Below are 21,924 nucleotides of genomic sequence, written 5' to 3'. Positions count from 1 at the left end.
CCCCACCCCTCTGCGCGAACGGTGCAAGCGATTGGAATACGAGGGTTCTTTCCTGGCGATCCGCGCGATCGAAACTCTGCCCGATCTCCACCAGCCCCGCCGAATCAAACCCCGCCAACGATGCCCGCCGCCCCGCCAAAGCGCCCCCCGCTATCCCATGACAGACGCCCGCCCCTTCATTCTGCCCGAAATACTCCCGAGGGGGCCCGGGGGAGCGGAGCCTCCCCCGGACGCGCACCGCCTGTGATTCGTCCGATTGACTCACCCCCGCCCCCGTCGCAGTCTCGGCGCGACCGACAGGAGCCCCCGATGCCGACAGATCTCGTTTCCCCGCAGGATATTGCCGCCTTCCAGCGCGACGGCGCCATCGTCATCCGGGGGCTGTGGACCGACTGGGTCGACACGATCTCGCGGGGGATCGAGCGCAACCTCGCCGAGCCCGGCCCCTACGCGGCCGAGAACCTCAATCCCGGCGAAGGCGGGCGGTTTTTCGACGATTACTGCAACTGGCAGCGCATCCCCGAATTCGAGGACGTGATCCGCAACTCGCCCGTCGCCCGGACTGCCGCTGCCCTGATGCAGTCGCGCAGCGTTCAGCTGTTCCACGATCACGTGCTGATCAAGGAGCCGGGCACGGCCAAGCCGACGCCCTGGCATCAGGACGGGCCCTATTACTTTGTCGACGGGGCGCAGACCGTCAGCTTCTGGTCGCCGATGGAGCCGGTCACCACCGCCACCCTGCGCTGCGTCGCGGGGTCTCATCTGTGGGACAAGCCGGTCCTGCCGACACGTTGGCTGGCCGAAACCGCGTTTTACCCCGACCCCGAGGCCTATCGCCCCGTCCCGGATCCCGATGCCGAGGGGATGCAGGTGCTGGAATGGGAGATGGAGCCGGGCGATGCGGTGGCGTTCGATTTCCGCACCCTGCACGGCGCGCGGGGGAACACGACGGACCGGCGGCGCCGGGCCTTTTCGCTGCGGCTTCTGGGCGACGATGCGCGCTATGTCGAGCGGCCGGGCCGGACCTCGCCCCCCTTCCCCGGCCACGAGATGCGCCCGGGTCAAAGGCTGCGCGAAGACTGGTTCCCGATGCTGCTTGAGGACGCATGAGCCGCCCCCAGAAGCACTCGCTCACCTTGAAGGGCCACCGCACGTCGGTTTCGCTGGAACCGGAATTCTGGGCCGCCTTCCGCGCCTATGCCAAGCGGCGCGGACAGGGGATCAACGAATGCGCAGCCGAGATCGATGCCGCGCGCGGCGATACCGGGCTGGCGGGCGCGATCCGGTTGGCGGTGCTGCGCGACCTGACGGCGCGGATCGACGGCTGACCCGTCAGAGCGCGCGCAGCCCGTCGCGGAAGCGGCGCATATTCGCCTGATAACCCGCGGCCGAGGCTTTCAGCCGGGTGATCGCCGCCGCGTCAAGCTCGCGCACCACCTTGCCCGGCGAGCCCATGACAAGGCTGCCATCGGGGATCTGCTTGCCCTCGGTGATCAGCGCGCCCGCGCCGATCAGGCAGTTCTTACCGATCACCGCACCGTTCAGGATCGTGGCGCCCATGCCGATCAGCGTCTCATCCCCGATGGTGCAGCCATGCAGGATGACATTGTGCCCGATCGTGCAGTCGCGCCCGATACTCAGCGGATAGCCCATATCGGTATGCAGCGTGCAGCCTTCCTGCACGTTCGACCCCGCGCCGATCTCGATCCATTCATTGTCGCCACGCAGCGTGGCCGTGAACCAGACCGACGACCCCGCCGCCATCCGCACCCGGCCGATCACATTGGCATCGGGCGCGACCCAGCTATCGGCGTCGATCTCGGGCGTGACGTCTTCAAGCGCGTAGATCATGAGACGGCTCCTTTGCTGCGGGTTTCGAATTCGGTGTTGAGCGCGCGGACGAAGTCGTTCAGCCCCGGCTGGCGGTCGCGGCGCATACGCTCGGCGCACAGGATCGTGCGCAGTTCTTCTTCGGCCTGATCGAGATCGTGATTGACCACGACGTAATCGTATTCCGCCCAATGGCTGATCTCGTCGCGGCTTTTCGCCATGCGTCCGGCGATCACCGCGTCGCTGTCCTGCGCGCGGGTGCGCAGGCGCGCTTCCAGATCGGCAATCGAGGGCGGCAGGATGAAGATCGACACCACGTCACGACCCAGAGACGAGTTGCGCACCTGTTGGCCGCCCTGCCAGTCGATATCGAACAGCGTATCGCGCCCCTCGGCGCTGGCGGCTTCGACCGGGCCCTTGGGCGTGCCGTAGAAATTGCCGAACACTTCAGCATGTTCCAGCATGCCGCCCGAAGCCACGAGGGCCGCGAATTCGTCTTTCGACTTGAAGAAATACTCGACCCCTTCGCTTTCGCCGGGACGCGGGGCACGGGTCGTGGCGCTGACCGAGAATTTCAACGACGGGTCCCAGGCCATCAGCCGCCGCGCCAGCGTCGATTTCCCCGCGCCCGAGGGCGAGGACAGGATGATCAGAAGACCGCGGCGCGACAGGTTGGGGGCCATGGGCTACTCCAGATTTTGCACTTGCTCGCGCATCTGGTCGATGACGGTCTTGAGGTCAAGTCCGATCCGCGTCAGCTCGGCGCTCTGGGCCTTGGCGCACAAGGTATTGGCCTCGCGATTGAATTCCTGCATCAGGAAATCCAGCTTGCGCCCGATGGGTCCGTCGGCGGCCAGCAGCGCGCGCGCAGCGGCGACATGCGCGTCGAGCCGGTCGAGCTCTTCTGTGATGTCGGTCTTGACCGCGATCAGCGCCAGTTCCTGTTCAAGCCGCCCCGCATCGACACCCGGCGCCGCGTCGCCCAACCGCGCCAGCGCGGCTTTCAGCGCCTCGGACTGGTCCGCGCGCCGCGCCGGGATCGCGCGCCTTGCCTCGGTGGCCAACGCGTCGATCGTGTCCACCTGCCCCGCGATGACCGCGCCGAGCGCCGCGCCCTCGCTTGAGCGGGCGGCCTCGAACGCGTCGATGAGTGGCGCGGCGCGCTCGAGCAACGCGGCGACCAGTGCCGCCTGTGCTTCGGGCTCGGGCGCGATGTCAGGGCCGGTATCGACCACACCCTTCAGCGCCAGAAGATCACCCGCATTCATCGGCGCCAGCCCCAAACCGCGCGTTTCGGCCTGCGTTTCGGCGGCGATGACCATCTCGACCGCTGCCGCCAGAGCCTGCGGGTTCAGCCGCAAGGCCGCGCCGGAATCGGCGCGCGCCAGTTTGAGAGCCAAGGTCACGTTGCCACGTTTCAGCCGTATTCCGAGCAATTTCCGCAGGCTCGACTCGAGCCCGTCGAGCCAGTCGGGCAGACGAAAGCGCAGGTCCAGCCCCCGCCCATTGACCGCGCGAAGATCCCACTGACATCCGTAAGTGACAGAATTGACTTGAATTTCTTCGCTCGCCGAGGCGTAGCCCGTCATCGACTTAACCATATCTTTAGAAATCGCCCCCACACGCAGAAATTACGGCTAGATTAAGGCATCAGTAAGAAATCACAATCAAAGGTAAACGCCTGGGTAACCTTGAACCGCCGCCGCCCTGAGGGGCCGGCGCTGGCCCTCTATATCCCGGCACCAAGGAGCAGAGCATGTCAGACTTTCTTTCCGGCACGGGTTCTGAACGCGCGACACCGTCCGGCGCCCCCGTCATCGCCCTGCCGCGCGGCGGGCGCAGCGAGTCGCCCGATTTCCCCGCCGCCCGGCATGTTCAGGCCCATTGGAACGCGCTGCGCGGCGCGCGGCTGTGCCCCGAGCGGGCCGAGATCGATCCCAAACCGCTGGCCCATTGTCTTGACGTGATGTTCGTCGCCGAACTGGTCGCGCCCCGCGTCGCGCGGCTGCGGCTGACGGGGCAGCAACTGGGCGACCTGTTGGGCATGGACCCGCGCGGGATGCCGCTGAGCGTGTTCCTGTCCGCCGAGGCCCGCGACGAGCTGGGCGAGGCGCTGGACCAAGTGGCGAAGGGCGCCCGCGCGGTGCTGCCGCTGCGCTCGGATCAGGGATTGCGCCAGCCCGCGCTGGACGGGGTGCTGGTGCTGCTGCCGCTGACCGATACCAAGGGGCAGATCACCCGCATTCTGGGCGTGCTGGAAACCCATGGTCCCGCCGGACGCGCCCCGCGCCGCTTCCGTCTCACGGCCCCGGCCCAGACGGCACGCGACACCGGCCCGGCCATCGCCGTCGAGCGGGCGCCGCACATCCCGGCCCGCCCGATGCCGGGGGGCCGCCCTGCCCGCCCGGTCTTGCGTGTCATTCAGGGCGGCAGGGTCTGAGCGCGCGGCGACAAGCGCGCCAGATCCCGCTGATCCCTCAGGCACCCGTCGAGCAATGAAAAAGGGCGGCGACCATATCCCGGTCGCCGCCCACTCTGTTCTAAACGCCAAAGCCGGATCAGACCGCCTTGCGCTGCATTTCCTTGCGGCGCTCGGACAGTTCCTCGGCCACGAGGAAGGCAAGCTCCAGCGATTGCGAGGCATTGAGACGCGGGTCGCAGGCCGTGTGATAGCGGCTCGACAGATCCTCGTCCGTCACCGCGCGCAGGCCGCCCGTGCATTCGGTCACGTCCTTGCCGGTCATCTCGAAATGAACGCCGCCGGGGATCGTGCCCTCGGATTTGTGCACGGCGAAGAAGTCGCGCACCTCTTGCAGCACACGCTCGAACGGACGGGTCTTGAAACCCGAATCCGACTTGATCGTGTTGCCGTGCATCGGATCGCAGGTCCAAAGCACATTGGCGCCTTCTTCGCGGACGGTGCGGATCAGACGCGGCAGATGTTCGGTCGATTTACCGGCCCCGAAACGCGCGATCAGCGTCAGGCGCCCGAATTCGTTCTCGGGGTTCAGCTTGGCCAGCAGCACCTTCAGATCTTCGGATTTCATCGAAGGACCGCATTTCAGACCGATCGGGTTCTGAACGCCGCGCGCGAATTCGACATGCGCGCCGTCCGGCTGACGGGTACGGTCGCCGATCCAGATCATGTGGCCCGACCCTGCCACCGGCAGCCCGGTGGTGGAATCGATGCGGCACAAAGCCTCTTCGTATTCCAGAAGCAGCGCTTCGTGCGAGGTGAAGAAATCAACCGTCGACATCGCGCCCATCGTGTCCTTGGTCACGCCTGCTGCGGTCATGAAGTCCAGCGCGTCCGAGATCCTGTCAGACAGCGCCTTGTACTTCTCAGCATCCTCGGACTTGGTGAAGCCCAGCGTCCAGCTATGCACGCGATGGATATCGGCGAAACCGCCCTTCGAGAACGCGCGCAGCAGGTTCAGCGACGCTGCCGCCTGCGTATAGGCCTGCAGCATACGCTGCGGATCGGGCAGGCGCGCGGCTTCGGTGAAATCGAAGCCGTTTATGATGTCGCCCCGGTAGCTGGGCAGTTCGACCCCGCCCATCGTCTCGGTCGGCGCCGAGCGCGGCTTGGCGAATTGGCCCGCCATACGGCCCACCTTCACCACCGGCACCTTCGCGCCATAGGTCAGCACGACCGCCATCTGCAGCAGCACCTTGAACGTGTCGCGGATGAGATCGGCGTTGAATTCCGAGAAGCTTTCGGCGCAATCGCCGCCCTGCAGCAGGAACGCCCGGCCCTGAGCGGCCTCGCCCAGCTTGCGCTTCAATTCGCGCGCCTCGCCGGCAAAAACCAGCGGGGGAAAGTTCGCCAGCTGTGCCTCGACCGCGTTCAGCGCGGCCGAGTCGGGATATTCGGGCATCTGGATGCGCTCTTTGGCGCGCCAGGCCGACTTGCTCCAGGCTTCGGTCATCGTGTCCTCCGTCGATGCACGCCAACGCCCCGAGAACCCCAAGGACTTCTCGTGTCAGCGGTAGCATCGGCTCTTATACTGCGTCCGCTGCCCTTGCAAACCCGCATCTCACAAAAACGCGCGTTCACGGGTTCTTGCGAAAGCTCAGGTTTCGTGTTGGACTCGTTCTAATTGGCCCTCGCTCCGCGACCCGGCCCTTTGACCCGGATAACGAGATGAGCGACTTTCCTGCCCCCGGACGCCCCCCTGCCCCAGTTTCCGGCAAATTGCCGGGCATCCGTACCGGCGTGGCCGGCAAATCCGTCCGGTCCCCGGCCACGGTAACCGCCCCGGCGGCAAAGCGCACGCAATCGGCGCCCGCCCGGCAACGGCATTTCGTCTTCGTGCTGCTTAACCAGTTCACCATGCTGTCCTTCGCGGCGGCGGTTGAACCCCTGCGCATCGCCAACCGGATGAGCGGACAGTCGCTCTATCGCTGGAGCCTTGTCAGCGTCGACGGCAAAGAGGTGCGCTGCTCGAACGGCGCGCGGGTGATGGTCGACGGCCCGCTTTGCGAAACCGGACGCGACGATATCGTCATTGTCTGCGGCGGGATCGATGTGCGCACCAATACCACGCCCCCGGTGGTCAACTGGCTGCGCAAGGTCGCACGCAAGGGGGCGGTGATCGGCGGGCTGTGCACCGGCGCCCATACGCTGGCCGAGGCCGGGCTTCTGGAAAACCGCCGCGCGACCATCCACTGGGAAAACCGCGACGGATTCCTTGAGGAATTCACCGATACCGAACTGACCAAATCGGTCTTTGTCATCGACGGCAACCGGCTGACAGCGGCGGGTGGCACGGCGGCCATAGATCTGGTGCTGACGATGATCGCCGACGATCACGGCAAGGATCTGGCCAATTCGGTGGCCGATCAGCTGATCTACACCACGATCCGCACCGACCGCGACATCCAGCGGCTGTCGATCCCGACGCGAATCGGCGTGCGCCATCCGCGTCTGTCGCGGGTGATCGAGCGGATGGAGCAATCGATCGAGGAACCCGTCTCGCCCGCCGATCTGGCCGAGGAAGTCGGCATGTCGACGCGGCAGCTCGAGCGGCTATTCCGGCGCTATCTGAACCGTTCGCCCAAGCGCTATTACATGGAATTACGTCTGGCGCGTGCGCGTAACCTGCTGATGCAGACCGAATTGTCGGTGATCAACGTGGCGCTGGCCTGCGGCTTTACCTCGCCGTCGCATTTCTCGAAATGCTACCGCGCGCAATACGGCACCACGCCCTATCGCGAACGCGGCGCGCATGGGCTCGATGACGAACTTGGCGCCGAACCCGGTGACGAGGATCCGCTCGGCGATCTCGACGATCTCGATTGACACCCCCGCCCTGCGCGCCCGGATCGTCCGGCCGCGTCGTGGCCGGCGGGAACCCACCGCCCGGATCCGGCGGCGCTGGTCAAGGGACGCGCCGCGCTCTAGCTTCGCCTCAAGAGCATTCCTGACCCCGAGGTTCCGCCCCGATGACACTGCGCCCTTTCGCTGCCTGTTGCGCCATTGCCTTCGCCTCCTGCGCCGGGGCGAATGAGGAATTGCGCATCGTCGATTGCAGCTACACCACCGAATGCAACCTGTCCTCGGCCGAATGCGTGTCGGGGCCTGACGAGATCCTGTCCTTCACGCTGGTGATGGAAACCGATGGCGACGAGGTCTGGTACGAGGGCGAGCGCGATCTGCCGCCGATGAAACAGACCTTCACCGAAGACGGCGTGATGGTCGTCCACGATGCGCGCCGCTCGACCCTGACCAGCATCGGCGCGAATGGTGTGTCGGTGCATTCCTCGAACCTGATCCTGCTCGCCAGCCAGATGCGCGCCTCGCAATGGGCGGGCACCTGCCGGACGCGGTAACGGCATGGCGGCGCTGGCCTGCGTCCTGCTGGCGGCCGGATCGTCCCGGCGGATGCGCGGCGCCGACAAGTTGCTGGAGCCGGTCGACGGGATGCCGCTGCTTCGCCGGCAAGCCCTGGCGCTGCTGGCGGCGGAATGCGGCCGGGTCGCGGTGACGCTGCCGCCGGACCGCCCCGCGCGCGAAGCCGCGCTTGAAGGTCTGACATTGGATCGGCTGAGCGTCCCTGACGCTCTAACCGGCATGAGCGCCTCGCTGCGGGCGGCAGCCCGCTGGGCCGGGAACCGCACGCTGATGGTGGTGCCGGCCGATATGCCCGAGCTCACGGCCGAGGATTTCGCCCGCGTCGCGCGCGCCTGTGACGGCAAGACACCGCTGCGCGCCACTGCCGAGGATGGAACACCGGGGCATCCGGTGGTGTTTCCTGCCACCCTGCTGGGGTCGTTGGCGGATCTTCACGGCGACGAAGGTGCGCGCTCGGTGCTCAAGGCCCATCCGCCCGCTTTGCTGGCGCTGCCGGGGCGCCACGCGGTGACGGATCTGGATACGCCCGAGGCATGGGCCGCGTGGCGGGCGCGCTAGGGCGGCCAGCCCCCGCACAAGTTTAGTTTCGGGGGCCAGCCCCCGCACAGGTTCAATTGTGGGGGCCAGCCCCCACACCCCCGGGATATTTAGAGAACAAAGATGGGGCGGCCGGGTTCAGGACCGGTCGGGGTCACGTTTGTGACCGTCCAGTTCACGCGCGGATTTCTCGCTTTGGGCCTTTGCCAGCTCTTTCTGCGCCTTGCTCAGCCCGTGCTGTGCGGCGCTGGCATCGGCCTTGGTCCGCGCGGTGTCCCGCGCGGCCTGTTTGCGCCGGGTGCGTAGGTTGATGATCTCGGCCATCGGGTATGTTCCTACAAATTGGCGGCGGAAAACGTGTCGCATTGGCGCGGATCGCCCGAGCGGTAACCGGTGAAGAACCATGTCTGCCGTTGCTGCGCGCTGCCATGGGTGAAGCTGTCGGGCACGACGCGCCCCCCCGCCGAGCGTTGCAGCGTATCGTCGCCGATGGCGGCGGCTGTATCGAGCGCCTCGCGGATATCGGCCTCGGTTACCTGCAGGCCCGTGGCGGCGCGGTTGGCCCAGACGCCCGCATAGCAATCGGCCTGCAATTCAAGCCGCACCGAGAGGGCATTCGCCTGAGCGTCGGGCGCGCGCTGGCGCTCGGCATTCACCTGTCCCAGCGTGCCGGTCAGGTTCTGGACGTGATGGGCCACTTCATGCGCGATGACATAGGCATTGGCGAAATCGCCGCCCGCACCCATGCGCTGTTCCAGCACCCGGAAGAACGAGGTGTCGAGATAAACGCGCTGGTCGCCCGGGCAATAGAACGGCCCCATCGCGGCTTGCGCCATGCCGCAGGCCGAACCGGTGCCGCCTGAATAGAGCACCAGTGTCGTGGGAGTATAACGTTCGCCCGAGGCGGCGAAAATGTCGGTCCAGACCTGTTCGGTCTGGCCCAGCATGGTCGCGACGAAGGCTTCTTCGTCATCGTCGATCGTGTTGGGGCCGGCAGGGGCAGACGTTTGCGTCGTGCCTTGTGTCGCATAGCCGCCCTGCGATCCGCCCAGAAGCCCGGTCATATCGACGCCAAAATAAGCGCCGATCAGCAGCACGACGATGGTGGCGAAGATCCCCATCGGGCTGCCACGCCCGCCACGCCCGCGACCAATGCGAATGCCTGGCAGGCCCGCGCGCCGGGTCCCGCCACTGCGGCGCCGGTCTTCGATATTGCTGCTGGTCCGTTTGCCGCGCCATTGCATGGCTTAGTCTCCTCAATGCCACGCATGTTCCTATGACAGCGCGAAAAGAGCAACGCTGCTTGTGTGGCTCGGGTTCCCGCGCAGGAAAAAGGGCGGCCCTTCCGGACCGCCCCTTCCCTGTCGTCTTCAGGCAGATCAGTCCCTGGGGCCGATCATGTCTTCGGGGCGGACGATGCGGTCGAAGGTCTCGCCATCGACATAGCCGAGCGCGATGGCTTCTTCGCGCAGCGTGGTGCCGTTCTTGTGCGCGGTCTTGGCGACCTTGGTGGCCGCGTCGTAGCCGATGGTCGGCGCCAGCGCGGTCACCAGCATCAGCGATTCCTTCATCAGCTTCTCAATCCGCGCGGTATTGGCCTGCGTGCCCACAACCATATTGTCGGTGAAGGCCGAGGCCGAATCGCCCAGAAGTTGCATGGATTGCAGCACGTTGTAGGACATCATCGGGTTGTAGACGTTGAGCTCGAAATGACCCTGCGAGCCCGCCATGCCGACGGCGGCGTCGTTGCCCATGACATGCGCGCAGACCATGGTCAGCGCTTCGGCCTGGGTCGGGTTCACCTTGCCGGGCATGATCGACGAGCCGGGCTCGTTTTCCGGCAGGATCAGCTCGCCCAGACCCGAGCGCGGGCCCGAGCCCAGCAGACGCATGTCGTTGGCAATCTTGAAGAGCGAGGCGGCGACAGTTTTCAGCGCGCCCGAGAACATGACCATCGCGTCATGCGCGGCCAGCGCTTCGAACTTGTTGGGCGCGGTGACGAAGGGCAGATCGGTGATCGCGGCGATTTCGGCGGCGACCTTCTCGGCAAAGCCTTTGCGGGTGTTCAGCCCGGTGCCCACGGCGGTGCCGCCCTGCGCCAGTTCGTAGATGTCGGGCAGGCACATTTCCACGCGCTTGATGCCCTGCGCCACCTGATGCGCGTAGCCGCCGAATTCCTGACCCAGTGTCAGAGGCGTCGCATCCTGTGTATGGGTGCGGCCGATCTTGATGATATCCTTGAACTCTTCCGACTTCGCGGCGAGCGCTGCGTGCAGCTTCTTCAGGCCCGGCAACAGCACGTCGCGCGCCTGCATGCCGATGGCGACATGCATCGCCGTCGGGAAGGTGTCGTTCGAGGACTGGCCCATATTGCAATGGTCATTCGGGTGGACAGGCTTTTTCGAGCCCTTCTCGCCGCCCAGCATCTCGATCGCGCGGTTCGAGATCACCTCGTTCGCGTTCATGTTCGATTGCGTGCCCGAGCCAGTCTGCCACACCACTAGCGGGAAGTTGTCGTCGAACTTACCCTCGATCACCTCGCTCGCGGCGGCCTTGATCGCGTCGGCCAGCGTCTTGTCCAGATCGCCGAAACCTTCGTTGACCGTCGCCGCCGCTTTCTTCACCACACCCAGCGCGCGGATGATCGGCACCGGCTGCTTTTCCCAGCCGATGGGGAAGTTCATGATCGAACGCTGGGTCTGGGCGCCCCAGTACTTGTCGGCGGGAACTTCCAGCGGGCCGAAGCTGTCGGTTTCGGTACGGGTCGCGGTCATGGGTCACTCCTCGGGTGATTTTGCGTCCTCATAGCCAGCGGCGGCCGAGAAATCAATTGGTATGCCATTGCATGCCGTGCCGAGCGGCCAAAGCCCTGTGCGCAGACCAAGTCCTGACTTTGAGCGTACATAAAGTTTCCGTGACAAGTTGCCGAAATTCAACACTTCCACACTGTTCTTATCCCTGACCCCGGCGTGATTTGCGCGCTGACCGGCTTTGTTGCAGGCTCGCCGCCGATGCGCTTGGCGGCGCTTCGCACGGGCTGTCTTGAGACCCGCGGCGACGACCCCGCCCCGGTGCCGCCGTGACAGTTTTTTCAGGAGTAAGACATTGATCATCCCCGGTTCCTTGGCCCCCAACCGCGCCCCCTTGCCCAAGGTGGCCCCGCTCTTGGCCCTGGTTGCCGGCTCTGCGATGATAGCCCCGGGACAGCCCGCCTCGGCGGACACGATGGCGCCGTGGTACATGCCCGCCGCCGACCGCGCCGCCCAGTTCGCCGAGTTTCGTGAAGATTTCCGTCGTAGCGTGATCGAATTCCAGCCCTTCCGCGCCGAGCTGAACGGCGTTGGCGCCGACGGCACGCCGCTGCGGCTGATTTCGCTCAACCCCTATGTGAATGCGTGGTTCGTGCTGGAAACCGGCGAGGGCCGCTCGCTGCGCCAGTGGCATCTTGAGAACGCGGCGCCCGAGCTGTTCACCGTCGCCCTGTCCGAAGACGGGCGCAGCCTGCAGATCGAGAGCGAGGCGGGCACCGTTACCTGCGCCCCGTGGGAGGGCGAGCTGGAAGAGGCCGCCGCCGCCAATATCCCCTATTCGCCGATCTGCGAACAACGCATGTTCCTGCGCAATCAGGGCTCGGGCAGCCGCACCACGCGCGAAGCGGTGACCGAGTTCCTGCGCGGCTACGTGCCGTTCGGCGAAAGCCTGATCAACCTGATCAAGGACACGCTCTACGAAGACGCCTATCTCACCTCGGCCCAGACCATGGACGAGACCGAGGCCGGCGCCACCGTCGCCCTTCTGGGCACCGCCGATCTGCGCAGCCATCCGGTGATGCGCTCGAACCTGCGGGTCGATCTGGTCGGCGCGGAATCGACCGCGATGGAGGCCGGAAGCTGGTACGCGGTGCAGAACGCGCCGGGCATCTATGCCTCGGTGGTGCAGCCCGGCATGGTCAGCCAAGAGGTGCTTTCGGTTTCCGGCGCCAACGGGCTCGACGGGGTCGAGAACCGTTCGGACGTGCATATGTGGGCCTTCGACATGTCGCGCTTCGACCTGCGCTACGAAATCGGCACCTCGCACCCGGAAGTCGACTGGTCGCCGCGCCCCTCAGGGGCGGGCCGAGACTATAACCTTCCCGGCCCCGACGGCTTCGGCACGGTCGATCCGCTCAACATGACCGGCATGCTCAACCCGATCTTCATGGACCGGCTGGCAGGCATCTTCGCCGGTGGCTTCAAGCGCGATCACGGCGCGTGGCGGCTGACGGATTTTGCCTATACCAATCACGGCCACCATTACGGCTTCGTCGTCAATGGCGTGGTCCTGTCGCGGCTGCAGCCAGGTTTGGCTACGGTCTATGTGCTGCAGGACGGCTCGGTGAACATGGAAACCTGGTCCGAGGATCTCGACTTCCTGCTGCCGCATATCCGCTTTGCCCGCCAGAACGGCACCGCGATCATCGAACCCAATGAAGACGGCGTTGGCGTGCCGGGCAGTCAGGTGCGCAGCTGGATGGGCGGCAACTGGTCAGGCTCGGCCGAGGCGCAATTGCGCACGATGCGTTCGGGTCTGTGCATGCGCCGGATCGAGGGCCGTCAGTTCCTGCAATACGCGGTCTTCATGTCGGTGACCCCCTCGGGCATGGCGCGCACCTTCCAGGCTTATCACTGCGATTACGCGATGCTTCTGGACATGAACTCGCTCGACCTGACCTATTCGGCCATCTACCCGCGTGAAGCGGGGTCCGAGGATTTCGACATCGTCCATCTCGACCGCCGGATGGCGGAATCGGATTCGCGCCACCGCGACGGCACGCCGATGGGCCGCTTCATCGAATTCTCGGATAACCGCGACTTCTTCTACCTGCTGCGCCGCTAAGGAGATCCGGCCATGAACCGACTGACCAAACTGGCGCTTGCGATCGGGCTGACGCTGTCCCCGATTGCCGCACAGGCGCAGACCCTTGCGCAGAACAACGAGACGATGTTCCGCCAGATGCAGGAATGGCGCGGTGTGTCGGACGCCGCCATGGCCCGCATCCGCGCGATCTTCGGCGAAAGCCCCTATATCGGACAGGGCAACCCCGCAGTGACGCGACACCCGATGACGCCCGAACAGGCCGCACAGCGGCAGGGCGGCTCGGTCGACAGCGTGCGCCGCGCCTATCGCAACGCCCGGTTCGAGCGGATCTGCGGCCACCCGTTCGAGGTCCCGCTCTACGATCCGCGAAGCCAGCAACCCGAAGACGCCACCGTCTGCGCCTTCATGTTCGAGTACCCCAATGTTCCACTCACCTATCCGGTGACCTGGGTCCGCGCCGATCAGGCGGCCCGCCTTTGCGCGGCCGAAGGCGCCCGCATCGGCGACGCGCATGAATGGGAAGGCGCGGCGGCAGGTCGGCTCACGCCGCCGGACTACAATTTCGCACTGGGCTCGGTGCAGGCCATGCGCGCATGGCACAACAACCGGTACGCGGGCGAACGCGGCGTCTATTCAATCGGCGAATGGCGCTCGGGCGTCTGCGCAACCGGGTCGTCCAAGACCCCGGGCTGCAATGGCGGCGACTGGCGCGGCTGCGGATCGAACACCTATCCCTCGGGCAGTTTCCCGCAATGCCATTCGCCGCTGGGTGTCTACGACATCGACGGCAACGCCGCCGAACACATGAACCTTCCGCTGAGTGAGGACCAGATGGCCTCGCGCGGCTCGACCACGCTTGGCGTGACCGAGATGAAAGGCTCGTGGTTCATCTGGGACCAGATCCGCGCGCACGAACACTGGGCTCGCTGGCGCGCGCCGTTCTGGCACGGCACCCGCGTCATGTCGACATCGAGCCATATGAACTATCACCTTGGCTTCCGCTGCTTCCGCGACGTGCGCTGACACAACGGTCGAAACCGGGGGATCCTCCCCCGGACCCCCTGGGATATTTAGGGATTAAAGATGCCGGATTAGTGCTTCGTTAACCCGGCATCTTTGTTCATAAAATATCCTCGGGGGTGAATTTGCCGACAGGCAAAGAGGGGGCAGACAGCCCCCTGCCCGCTTACCGCCCGTGCGAGCGGTCATAGCCATTGACCGGAGGCGGTGTCCAGTCGCCGAGAGCCGCGGCGGGCGTCTCGAAGACATCGACCTGAAGCGGATGGCAGGCGGCGCTGTCCGAGGAATGCTCGGCACCGCAATCGCCGCCCGGGCAGGCCGAAAGCACGCCCAGAAGGTCGATCTCGGCGAAGAATTCGACGTAATCGCCGGGGCGAACCGGGCTGGCCTTCATGAAATACTGCCCCGTCTCTTCGGTGAAGCCCGTGCACATGAAGACGTTGAGCACGTCGTGGACCAGCGTTTCGGCCTCGGACACGCTCCCGGCCACGCCTTCTGCAGCGAGCGCGCGGGTCAGGTTCGAGTGGCAGCAATGGTGGTACATCTCGCCCCCTGAGAGGTGCCAATGCGTATAGGGATCGCAGCGCGTTCCGATCACGTCATGCACGCGCCCGCCAAAGGCGTCGCGCCCGTACCAGCCCAGCGTATCGGCGACCATCGTGGCCATCGGGCGCAGAAAGGGAAAGCCCGACCACATCCGCTCGCCCAGCGACAGGTGCGATCCGTGCAGAGCGCGCGTCTTGCCCGAATAGAATCGCTCGACCGGGTTCGCCGCGTTGAAGAGGTTCAAATCCCCGACCTGCGGCCCCTCGACACAGGTGATGCGGAAGAAACCGCCCGCCGGGACCCGGAACGCGCCGCCCTCGCGCGCGGGCACAAGGTGGCGCGCAACCGGCGTCGCAGCATCGCGGAAGCGGGCGTAGCGCATCAGGTCGGCGGGCTGCAGGCTGTCGGTCGGGTAGCAGATTACCGGTGGCACGTCGCGCCGGGCTTGTGCATCCTCAGGCGGCGTTGGAACGGGACGGGGCATGGGGTCTCTCCTGTTGGCACGGGCGGCGCGTTCTGAACCTGCGGGCGGCACGGGCTGTTCATTCGCGCCCAGAGTGGCGCGCCCATGGACCGGCGACAAACAGGCAGCGAGGCCCCCCATGCGGCGTATTGTTTCCTATTTTGCAAGGGTTGCGCAAATCGCCACACTCTGTAGAGCAAAATTCAAGCTGGAAGCGTTTGTATAGAATGGTATGCTCGTCAAAGATGAGAACGCGAGGATTCCGGCATATGGACGACGGCCGTAACCTGGCAAGCCGCGACGACGACGCCGCGCGTGATGTCGGGGCCCACGACGTGGTGATCCGAGCGCTCGGTCAGTTGCTGCGTGCTGGCACGGATGAAGTGAACGAGGCGATCGACGCCGTGCTGGGACGCGTAGGGATCGCGCTGTCGGCAAGCGTGAGCTGCCTGTACCTTCCCGTCTGGCAGCAAAACGAGCCCCCGAATCAAGTCCGCGAAAATGGCAGCTGGCGGCTTGCCCATGCCGCCTTTGGCGAGGCCGCCCCCGGTGGCGGAATCTCCGTCCCGGCCGAGCCGGTCTTTTGCGACGCGCAGGCCGACTCGTTGAGCGATATGCCCGTCGTTGACGGGCGGCTCGAGGGGCGGATCATCGCCGATACCGCGCTTTTGCCCGACGGCGCGCTGAAACAGGGATTTCTTGCGCATGGTGTGCAGGCCGCGCTGATCGAACCGCTGATCGATGGTGAGGCGCTGGTGGGCATCCTGTCGGTGATGCGCCGGACACAAGGCAGCTTTACCGGCACCGAACACTGGGTTTTGCAAACCATTTCGGACGGGATCACTGCGGCTCTCATGCGCGCAGCGCGCGAACGGCGACGCCGTGACGCCTTTCTTGAAACCGTGCGGGACGCGGTGCGGATTCGGGACGTTCTGGCCGGCTTGCCCGAATTCCTTGTCGAGACCGATGCCGAGGGCCGCTGCATCGATTATCACCTGCCCGAGCATGGTCCGCGCCCGGAAAATGTCGAGCGCATGATCGGATCGCTGCCCGAGGATAACCTGCCCCCGCCGCAGGCCGCGCAACTGCGCCGCTGCATGGAGCGCGCGCGCGGGGGTCACGATTGCACGCTGCCGCGCTTCTGGCTCGAGACGCCGCGGGGGCCGCGCTGGTACGAGATGATCGTCGTTTACCGCCCGAAATTGCGCGGTCAGGAAGGGTTCGTCTTCCGCGTCCGCGATGTCACCGATGAATACCGGGAAGAGGGCGACAACAACCTGCCGGTCGAGGCCGCGCGGCAGATGAGCAACCTCGTCACCGTTCTGGATGCCGATCAGCGCATCGTCTGGGCCAATGCCGCCGTCGCGCAGTGTACCGGGCGCACGCTCGATACCCTGCGCGGTCGCCCCTATGCCGAGATCCTTGATCGCGATCTTGACCCGGAAACCCATGCGCGCGTGCTCGACGCGCTGGCGCGCCGCGAAAGTACGCAGGTCCAGATGCGCCGCGCGACCGAGGATGGCGGGGATTACTGGGCCGAGATCGGCATTCGTCCCCTCGCCAGTCATGATGGCAGCGCCGGCGAGATCCTTGTGATCGAAAACGAGATCACCGGCCTCAAGCGCCATGAAACCGAGCTTTCACGCCTCGCGCAGGAGGCAGAAACCGCGCATGGCCGGCTTCATGCGGCGATCGAAGCGCTGCAGGATGGCTTTGCCCTGTTCGACGCCGATGATCGGCTGATCATCTGCAACGAACGTTACCGCTCGTATTTCCCCAAGGCCCGCGACGTGGTGAAACCCGGCTCGACCTTCGAGGAGATCATTCGCGCGGGGACCCAGACCGGTGATCTGGCCCCGGCGCACGACGACACGGAAGCCTATGTCCGCAAGCGGCTGGAAATGCACCGCGAGGCGAATAGCCATCTGGACCTGTTCTTTGCCGATGGCCGCTGCGTGCGTGCCTACGAGGCCGCCACGCCGGATGGCGGACGCGTCGGGCTGCGCGTGGATATCACCGCGCTGAAACAGGCCGAACAGCGTCTGTCGGACATCATCGAGAGCGCGCAGATCGGCACGTGGGAATTCGACATCGGCTCGGGGACCACCGAGATCAATGAATATTGGTGGCAGATGCTGGGCTATCCCTCGACCGGGCCGAGCAAGCTGAACCGCGCCTTGTGGGAATCCCTGATCCACGCCGACGATAACGAAGCGATGAAAGCCATGCTGCGCGATGTGCGCAATGGCGTGGTCGATGCGGTGGCACTGGAAATCCGTCTCATGCATCACGATGGCCATTGGGTCAGCGTGCTGTGCCGGGGCCGCATCAGCCAGCGCAAGAGCGATGGCGAGCCGGTCTGCATCAGCGGGATCGGTCTGGACCTGACGCAGCGGCGCCGGGTCGAGGAACGGCTGCGCACGATCCTCGATGCCTCGTCGGTCGGCACGTGGGAGCTCGACTGCAAGACCGGGCGCGTCAGCATCGACGAGCAATACGCCGCGATGCTGGGCTACAAGCTGAACGATCTGCTGCCGTGGAACCGTGACAAGTTCGAGGCGATGGTCCATCCCGAAGACCTCGCCAAACTGCACGAGAGTGTCGCCAATCTGTACGGCACCGAAAGGATGTCCGCGCGCCATGAGTTCCGTATCCGCCACCGCGAGGGGCACTGGATCTGGGTCATGTCCGAGACCCGCGTGCAAAGCTGGGCCGCGCCGGGCGTGGCGGCCGAAGAAACCGGCGTTCATATCGACATCACCGAGCGCAAGCTGCGCGAGGCCGCGCTGAGCGAGGCCAAGCAGGCGCTGGAGACCGCGCTCGATGCGCAGCGCGTGAGCCAGCAGCGCTATACCGATATCGCCGACGCCAGCGACGAATGGTTCTGGGAAATCGCGCCGGGCGGTCTGATCACGCATCTGACATCGGGCTTCCAGCGCACAACGCAGATCCCGGCCAGCATGTTCATCGGCCGCACGCTCGAATCGCTGGGCCTGCTGCCCGGCTCGCCGAATGCGCGGGGCGACTGGGAACAGGTCATGCGCCATGCCGCCGCGCATGAGCGTTTCAGCGGCCTTCTGTTCTGTTTCCACCCGCCGCGCCGCGCAAGGCCGATCTGGCTACGCTGCTCTGGCGGCCCCTTTTATGATGCCGACGGCAATTATGCGGGGTATCGCGGCGTGGGCTCGAACGTCACCGAGCTTATCGCCACCGCTGAACGCGCCGAAGCGGCGAGCGAGGCGAAATCTCGCTTCCTCGCCAATATGAGCCATGAATTGCGCACGCCGCTGACCGGCGTTCTGGGCATGACCGACCTGCTGGGCGAGACCCCGCTGTCCTCGCAGCAGCGCGACATGATCTCGATCATACGCGACAGCGGCGAAGGGCTGCTGGCGATCCTCAACGACATCCTCGACCTCGCCAAGATCGAGGCCGGGAAAATGACGATCGAAAACCAGCCCTTCGTGCCCAAGTCGCTGGCAGACCGCGTGAAAGCGCTGTTCGGGCACCGGGCTTCGGGCGCGGGCCTCAGCCTGATTACCGATATCGGCGAGGGCTGTGAGGACACGCGCATCGGCGACGCCAACCGGATGCTGCAGATCCTGCACAACCTTGTGGGGAACGCCATCAAGTTCACGCGCTCGGGCTCGATCACATTGTCGATCAGGATCGATCCCGGCGATGCAAATACGCTCGATATCGTGGTAGAGGATACCGGAATCGGCATGTCGGAAAAGCAGGTCGCGAAGGTGTTCGACGAATTCGAACAGGCCGAGACCTCGACCGCACGCCGGTTCGGTGGCACCGGGCTTGGCCTGTCGATCACCCGGCGCCTGACGGAATTGATGGGCGGGGACATCCATCTGGAAAGCGAGGTCGACCGTGGGACCAAGATCTCGCTGCGCCTTCCCGCCCCTCTGGAAAGCGACGTGGTGCTCAATCAGGCGCCCTTGAATGGCCTTGAACAGGACACGATAGCGCCCCCGGTTCAAGGTGATGTCCCGAGCGAAGACAGAAAGGTCGTTGGCGTGCCCGTACCAGACACCAGACACCAAACCCGCAGCGAACCCGCCACACGCGAGACGATGGACCTGCTCATGCCCGTTACCGAGGACCGCGCCAACCTTCCGCTCACCGGCATGCGCCTGCTGGTGGCCGATGACAACGCGACCAACCGAACGATCCTCGAAGCGCTGCTGGCCATGCAGGGCGCAGAGATCACGCTGGCCGAGGACGGTCAGAATGCCTGCGAACTCTACAAACCCGGCGCGTTCCATGCCGTTCTGCTCGACATCTCGATGCCGGTCATCGACGGCATCGCGGCCTTGCAAAAGATCCGCGCCATCGAGGCCGAGACGAACGCCCCCCCGGTTCCGGCGCTGGCCGTTACCGCCAATGCGATGCAGCACCAGATCGACGAGTACTTCGCAGCAGGCTTCGTGGGTCACGTGCCCAAGCCCTTCCGCAAGGATGCGCTGACGGAAACGCTGGCCAAGATCCTGAACGATTCGCCTGACGCGTAAGCGCTTAGCATTCCGAACCCCTGTCGGGGCCGCACAAGGCCCCTTCCCTTTCGCATCGGCGCGATCTAGCAATTTGCAGATCTGCGCGGAGGCGGGCTATGGCAATTCTTCTGGGCCTCGACACGGGCGGGACCTTCACCGACGCGGTGCTGCTCGACGACCAGACGCAACGCATCGTCGCCAAGGCCAAATCCCTCACCACACGTCCCGACCTGTCGCTGGGCATCGGCGGCGCGATCGACGCGGTGCTGGCGCAGGCCCCCGATATCGCCCCGGCCGAGATCGCGCTGGTTTCCGTTTCGACCACGCTTGCCACCAACGCGCTGGTCGAAGGTCAGGGCGACCGCGCCGCGCTGGTGCTGATCGGTTTCGATGCTGCCGTTTCCCGCCGCGACAATCTGGCCGAAGCGCTGGGCGACGCGCCACTGATCGAGCTGGCGGGCGGCCACAGCCATTCCGGCGCCGAAGCCGCCCCTTTCGACCCCGATGCGCTGAAAAGCGCGCTCGATGGCCTGCCGCCGGATATCGCGGCACTCGCCGTGGGCGCGCAATTCGCCACGCGCAACCCGGCCCATGAAATCGCCGCGCGCGAGACGATCCGCGCCCATCGCGGCCTGCCGGTCACCTGCTCGCACGAACTCAGCGCCGGGTTGAACGGCCCCCGCCGCGCCCTGACCGCATTGTTGAACGCACGCCTCGTGTCGATGATCGACCGGCTCATCACCGCCTGCGAGAGCCATCTTGCCGCCCGCGCCATCACTGCGCCGCTCATGGTCGTGCGCGGCGATGGCGCGCTTGTGTCATCGGCCCTCGTGCGCGAACGCCCGATCGAGACGATCCTGTCGGGGCCCGCCGCTTCGGCGGCGGGGGCGGCGTGGTTGACCGGCCTCGATACCGCGTTGGTTTCGGATATCGGCGGCACCACCACCGATATCTGCCTGCTGCGCGACGGCAAACCCGCCATCGACCCTGACGGCGCCCGTGTCGGCGGCTGGCGCACGATGGTCGAGGCGGTGGCGATGCGCACCACGGGCCTTGGCGGCGACAGCGAGGTGCAGGTAGGCGACGGTCTCGACGGGGCGATCACGCTGGGTCCGCGCCGCGTGCTGCCGCTGGCACTGGCCGCGACGCATTTCCCGACGATTGTTCACGCGATGCTGGACGATGCCCTCTCCCGTATCCCCGCGCCCGATGAAGCGTGGCAGCTCGCGGTTCCGCTCTTCGCCACGCTTCCCGCCGATCTTGCGCCCGACAGCCGCGATGCGCAGCTTGCCCGCCGTCTAATCGACGGGCCAGAGCGCGTCTCAGCCCTGTTGCGCAGCCGCATCGACGCACCCGCCCTCACCCGGCTGGTGCGGCGCGGGCTGGTACAGGTCACAGGCCCCACGCCGTCGGATGCCTCGCATGTGCTGGGCTTGCAGAGCGGCTGGGATGCCTCGGCCTCGGACAAGGCGCTGACCCTGCTTGCCCGGCGCCGCACGGGCAGCGGCCAGCCGCTGGCTCGCAACGCGCGCGCGATGGCGCAGCGCATCGTCGATCAGTTGACCGCACAAAGCGCCACATGCCTGCTGGAAGCGGCCTTTGCCGATGATGCCCGCGACTGGCCGCTCGCCCCCGACACGCTCGCCCGCCATCCACTGATGCAGGCCGGTCTCGACCGCGCGCCGGGCCTCGTACGGATCGAGGCCCGGCTTGGCGTGCCGGTCATCGCGCTGGGGGCTTCGGCCGGGTGCTATTATCCCGCCGTGGGCCGGCGGCTCGATTGCGAGGCGGTCGTGCCCGAACATGCGGGCGTCGCCAATGCTGTGGGCGCGGTGGTCGGACAGGTCTCGATGAGCGTCGAAGGCGTCATCACCTTCCCCGCCCCGGGCGAGATCATCGCCCATCTCGAAGCCGGTCCCGCCCGCTGTACCGAGCCCGACGCGGCGCTCTTTCTGCTCGAAGCCGACCTGACCCGCCGCGCGACCGACCGGGCCGCCCGCGCGGGCCTCGACACCCCGCGCATCACCGTCGAGCGCGAGGATACCGGCGCGCAGATCGAAGGCCGCGACATGCCGGTCGAGATCCGCCTGCGCGTCACGGCATCGGGGCGCCCGCGTCTGGGCACATCCTGATAAAGCCCCGCTTGCGGCCCTCCGCGCCGCCCGCTAGAACGCCCCCTACGGATGGGTGGCCGAGTGGTTTAAGGCTCTGGTCTTGAAAACCAGCGTGGGGGAAACTCCACCGTGGGTTCGAATCCCACCCCATCCGCCAAGTCGCCACCCCAAGAAATACGCTATAGGCCAACATTATAA

The 21,924-nt window shown here is 65.9% G+C and carries 19 protein-coding genes and 1 tRNA gene; 11 read left to right on the top strand and 9 right to left on the bottom strand.

Translation table 11 applies throughout. The features are described from left to right. Positions 1-309: 309 nt before the first annotated feature. Both JI664_RS23165 and JI664_RS23160 read left to right on the top strand, forming a co-directional pair. Positions 310-1,110: a phytanoyl-CoA dioxygenase family protein gene (locus JI664_RS23165; RefSeq protein ID WP_207016159.1), complete on the top strand. Its 801-nt coding sequence runs from the start codon at positions 310-312 to the stop codon at positions 1,108-1,110. Continuing rightward, positions 1,107-1,328, top strand: a complete 222-nt coding sequence (locus JI664_RS23160; RefSeq protein ID WP_207016158.1) for a ribbon-helix-helix domain-containing protein — start codon at positions 1,107-1,109, stop codon at positions 1,326-1,328. The genes JI664_RS23165 and JI664_RS23160 overlap by 4 nt, the downstream gene beginning before the upstream one ends. 4 nt (positions 1,329-1,332) lie before the next feature. Here JI664_RS23160 and JI664_RS23155 read toward each other — a convergent pair whose 3' ends face one another. From JI664_RS23155 to JI664_RS23145, 3 genes are read right to left on the bottom strand one after another with little or no spacing between them, the layout of a single operon-like run. After that, positions 1,333-1,851 carry a gamma carbonic anhydrase family protein gene (locus JI664_RS23155; RefSeq protein ID WP_207016157.1) on the bottom strand — a complete coding sequence of 173 codons (519 nt, stop codon included), beginning with the start codon at positions 1,849-1,851 and terminating at the stop codon, positions 1,333-1,335. Beyond that, positions 1,848-2,501 carry a guanylate kinase gene (gene gmk / locus JI664_RS23150; RefSeq protein ID WP_207016161.1) on the bottom strand — a complete coding sequence of 218 codons (654 nt, stop codon included), beginning with the start codon at positions 2,499-2,501 and terminating at the stop codon, positions 1,848-1,850. The genes JI664_RS23155 and gmk overlap by 4 nt, the downstream gene beginning before the upstream one ends. 15 nt (positions 2,502-2,516) lie before the next feature. Next, positions 2,517-3,419, bottom strand: a complete 903-nt coding sequence (locus tag JI664_RS23145) for a YicC/YloC family endoribonuclease (protein WP_286174253.1) — start codon at positions 3,417-3,419, stop codon at positions 2,517-2,519. A 167-nt stretch (positions 3,420-3,586) separates the two neighbouring features. On the opposite strand from JI664_RS23145, the gene JI664_RS23140 reads away from it, so the two are divergent. Continuing rightward, positions 3,587-4,270, top strand: coding sequence for a PAS domain-containing protein (locus tag JI664_RS23140; RefSeq protein ID WP_207016155.1), 684 nt, complete (start codon positions 3,587-3,589; stop codon positions 4,268-4,270). Between the two features lie 118 nt (positions 4,271-4,388). On the opposite strand, the gene JI664_RS23135 is transcribed toward JI664_RS23140, so the two are convergent. Continuing rightward, complete coding sequence (locus JI664_RS23135; protein ID WP_207016154.1) at positions 4,389-5,759, bottom strand: class II 3-deoxy-7-phosphoheptulonate synthase; 1,371 nt, start codon at positions 5,757-5,759, stop codon at positions 4,389-4,391. A gap of 404 nt (positions 5,760-6,163) precedes the next feature. Here JI664_RS23135 and JI664_RS23130 point away from each other — a divergent pair, with 404 nt between their 5' ends. The 3 genes from JI664_RS23130 (at position 6,164) to JI664_RS23120 (ending at position 8,242) form a co-directional block, all read left to right on the top strand. After that, entirely contained in the window at positions 6,164-7,132 is a 969-nt protein-coding gene (locus JI664_RS23130; RefSeq protein WP_349768760.1) for a GlxA family transcriptional regulator, read from the top strand. Between the two features lie 143 nt (positions 7,133-7,275). Then, positions 7,276-7,662 carry a hypothetical protein gene (locus JI664_RS23125; protein ID WP_207016152.1) on the top strand — a complete coding sequence of 129 codons (387 nt, stop codon included), beginning with the start codon at positions 7,276-7,278 and terminating at the stop codon, positions 7,660-7,662. 4 nt (positions 7,663-7,666) lie between these two features. After that, a complete protein-coding gene (locus JI664_RS23120; RefSeq protein ID WP_207016151.1) occupies positions 7,667-8,242 on the top strand; it encodes a nucleotidyltransferase family protein in 576 nt (191 codons plus the stop codon). Positions 8,243-8,359: 117 nt separating this feature from the next. On the opposite strand, the gene JI664_RS23115 is transcribed toward JI664_RS23120, so the two are convergent. The 4 genes from JI664_RS23115 to JI664_RS23100 form a co-directional block, all read right to left on the bottom strand. Further along, positions 8,360-8,545: a DUF4169 family protein gene (locus JI664_RS23115; RefSeq protein WP_207016150.1), complete on the bottom strand. Its 186-nt coding sequence runs from the start codon at positions 8,543-8,545 to the stop codon at positions 8,360-8,362. Positions 8,546-8,556: 11 nt separating this feature from the next. Further along, on the bottom strand, positions 8,557-9,465 hold the full coding sequence (gene ypfJ / locus JI664_RS23110) for a KPN_02809 family neutral zinc metallopeptidase (RefSeq protein ID WP_207016149.1): 909 nt from the start codon (positions 9,463-9,465) through the stop codon (positions 8,557-8,559). 135 nt (positions 9,466-9,600) lie between these two features. Further along, positions 9,601-10,995, bottom strand: a complete 1,395-nt coding sequence (gene fumC / locus JI664_RS23105; protein WP_207016148.1) for a class II fumarate hydratase — start codon at positions 10,993-10,995, stop codon at positions 9,601-9,603. A gap of 3 nt (positions 10,996-10,998) precedes the next feature. After that, positions 10,999-11,334: a hypothetical protein gene (locus JI664_RS23100; protein ID WP_207016147.1), complete on the bottom strand. Its 336-nt coding sequence runs from the start codon at positions 11,332-11,334 to the stop codon at positions 10,999-11,001. A 76-nt stretch (positions 11,335-11,410) separates the two neighbouring features. On the opposite strand from JI664_RS23100, the gene JI664_RS23095 reads away from it, so the two are divergent. Further along, entirely contained in the window at positions 11,411-13,096 is a 1,686-nt protein-coding gene (locus JI664_RS23095; protein ID WP_286174252.1) for a hypothetical protein, read from the top strand. 12 nt (positions 13,097-13,108) lie between these two features. Continuing rightward, a complete protein-coding gene (locus tag JI664_RS23090) occupies positions 13,109-14,101 on the top strand; it encodes an SUMF1/EgtB/PvdO family nonheme iron enzyme (protein ID WP_207016146.1) in 993 nt (330 codons plus the stop codon). A gap of 163 nt (positions 14,102-14,264) precedes the next feature. Here the strand turns inward: JI664_RS23090 and JI664_RS23085 are convergent, their stop codons facing one another. After that, positions 14,265-15,128 (bottom strand): urea carboxylase-associated family protein, encoded by an 864-nt coding sequence (locus JI664_RS23085; protein WP_207016145.1) that lies wholly within the window; start codon positions 15,126-15,128, stop codon positions 14,265-14,267. A gap of 248 nt (positions 15,129-15,376) precedes the next feature. On the opposite strand from JI664_RS23085, the gene JI664_RS23080 reads away from it, so the two are divergent. From JI664_RS23080 to JI664_RS23070, 3 genes are all read left to right on the top strand, one after another. Next, the gene (locus JI664_RS23080; protein WP_207016144.1) at positions 15,377-19,630 is read left to right on the top strand and encodes a PAS domain S-box protein; all 4,254 of its coding nucleotides are present in this window, start codon (positions 15,377-15,379) and stop codon (positions 19,628-19,630) included. Between the two features lie 98 nt (positions 19,631-19,728). After that, entirely contained in the window at positions 19,729-21,744 is a 2,016-nt protein-coding gene (locus JI664_RS23075) for a hydantoinase/oxoprolinase N-terminal domain-containing protein (protein WP_207016143.1), read from the top strand. 49 nt (positions 21,745-21,793) lie between these two features. Continuing rightward, a tRNA-Ser gene (locus tag JI664_RS23070) sits at positions 21,794-21,883 on the top strand. Positions 21,884-21,924: the final 41 nt, after the last annotated feature.

The organism is Rhodobacter sp. NTK016B (assembly GCF_017303295.1).
Lineage (GTDB): Bacteria > Pseudomonadota > Alphaproteobacteria > Rhodobacterales > Rhodobacteraceae > Pararhodobacter.
Note: the sequence above shows the minus strand (reverse complement) of the source record. Positions and strands in the feature narration are given on the sequence as shown.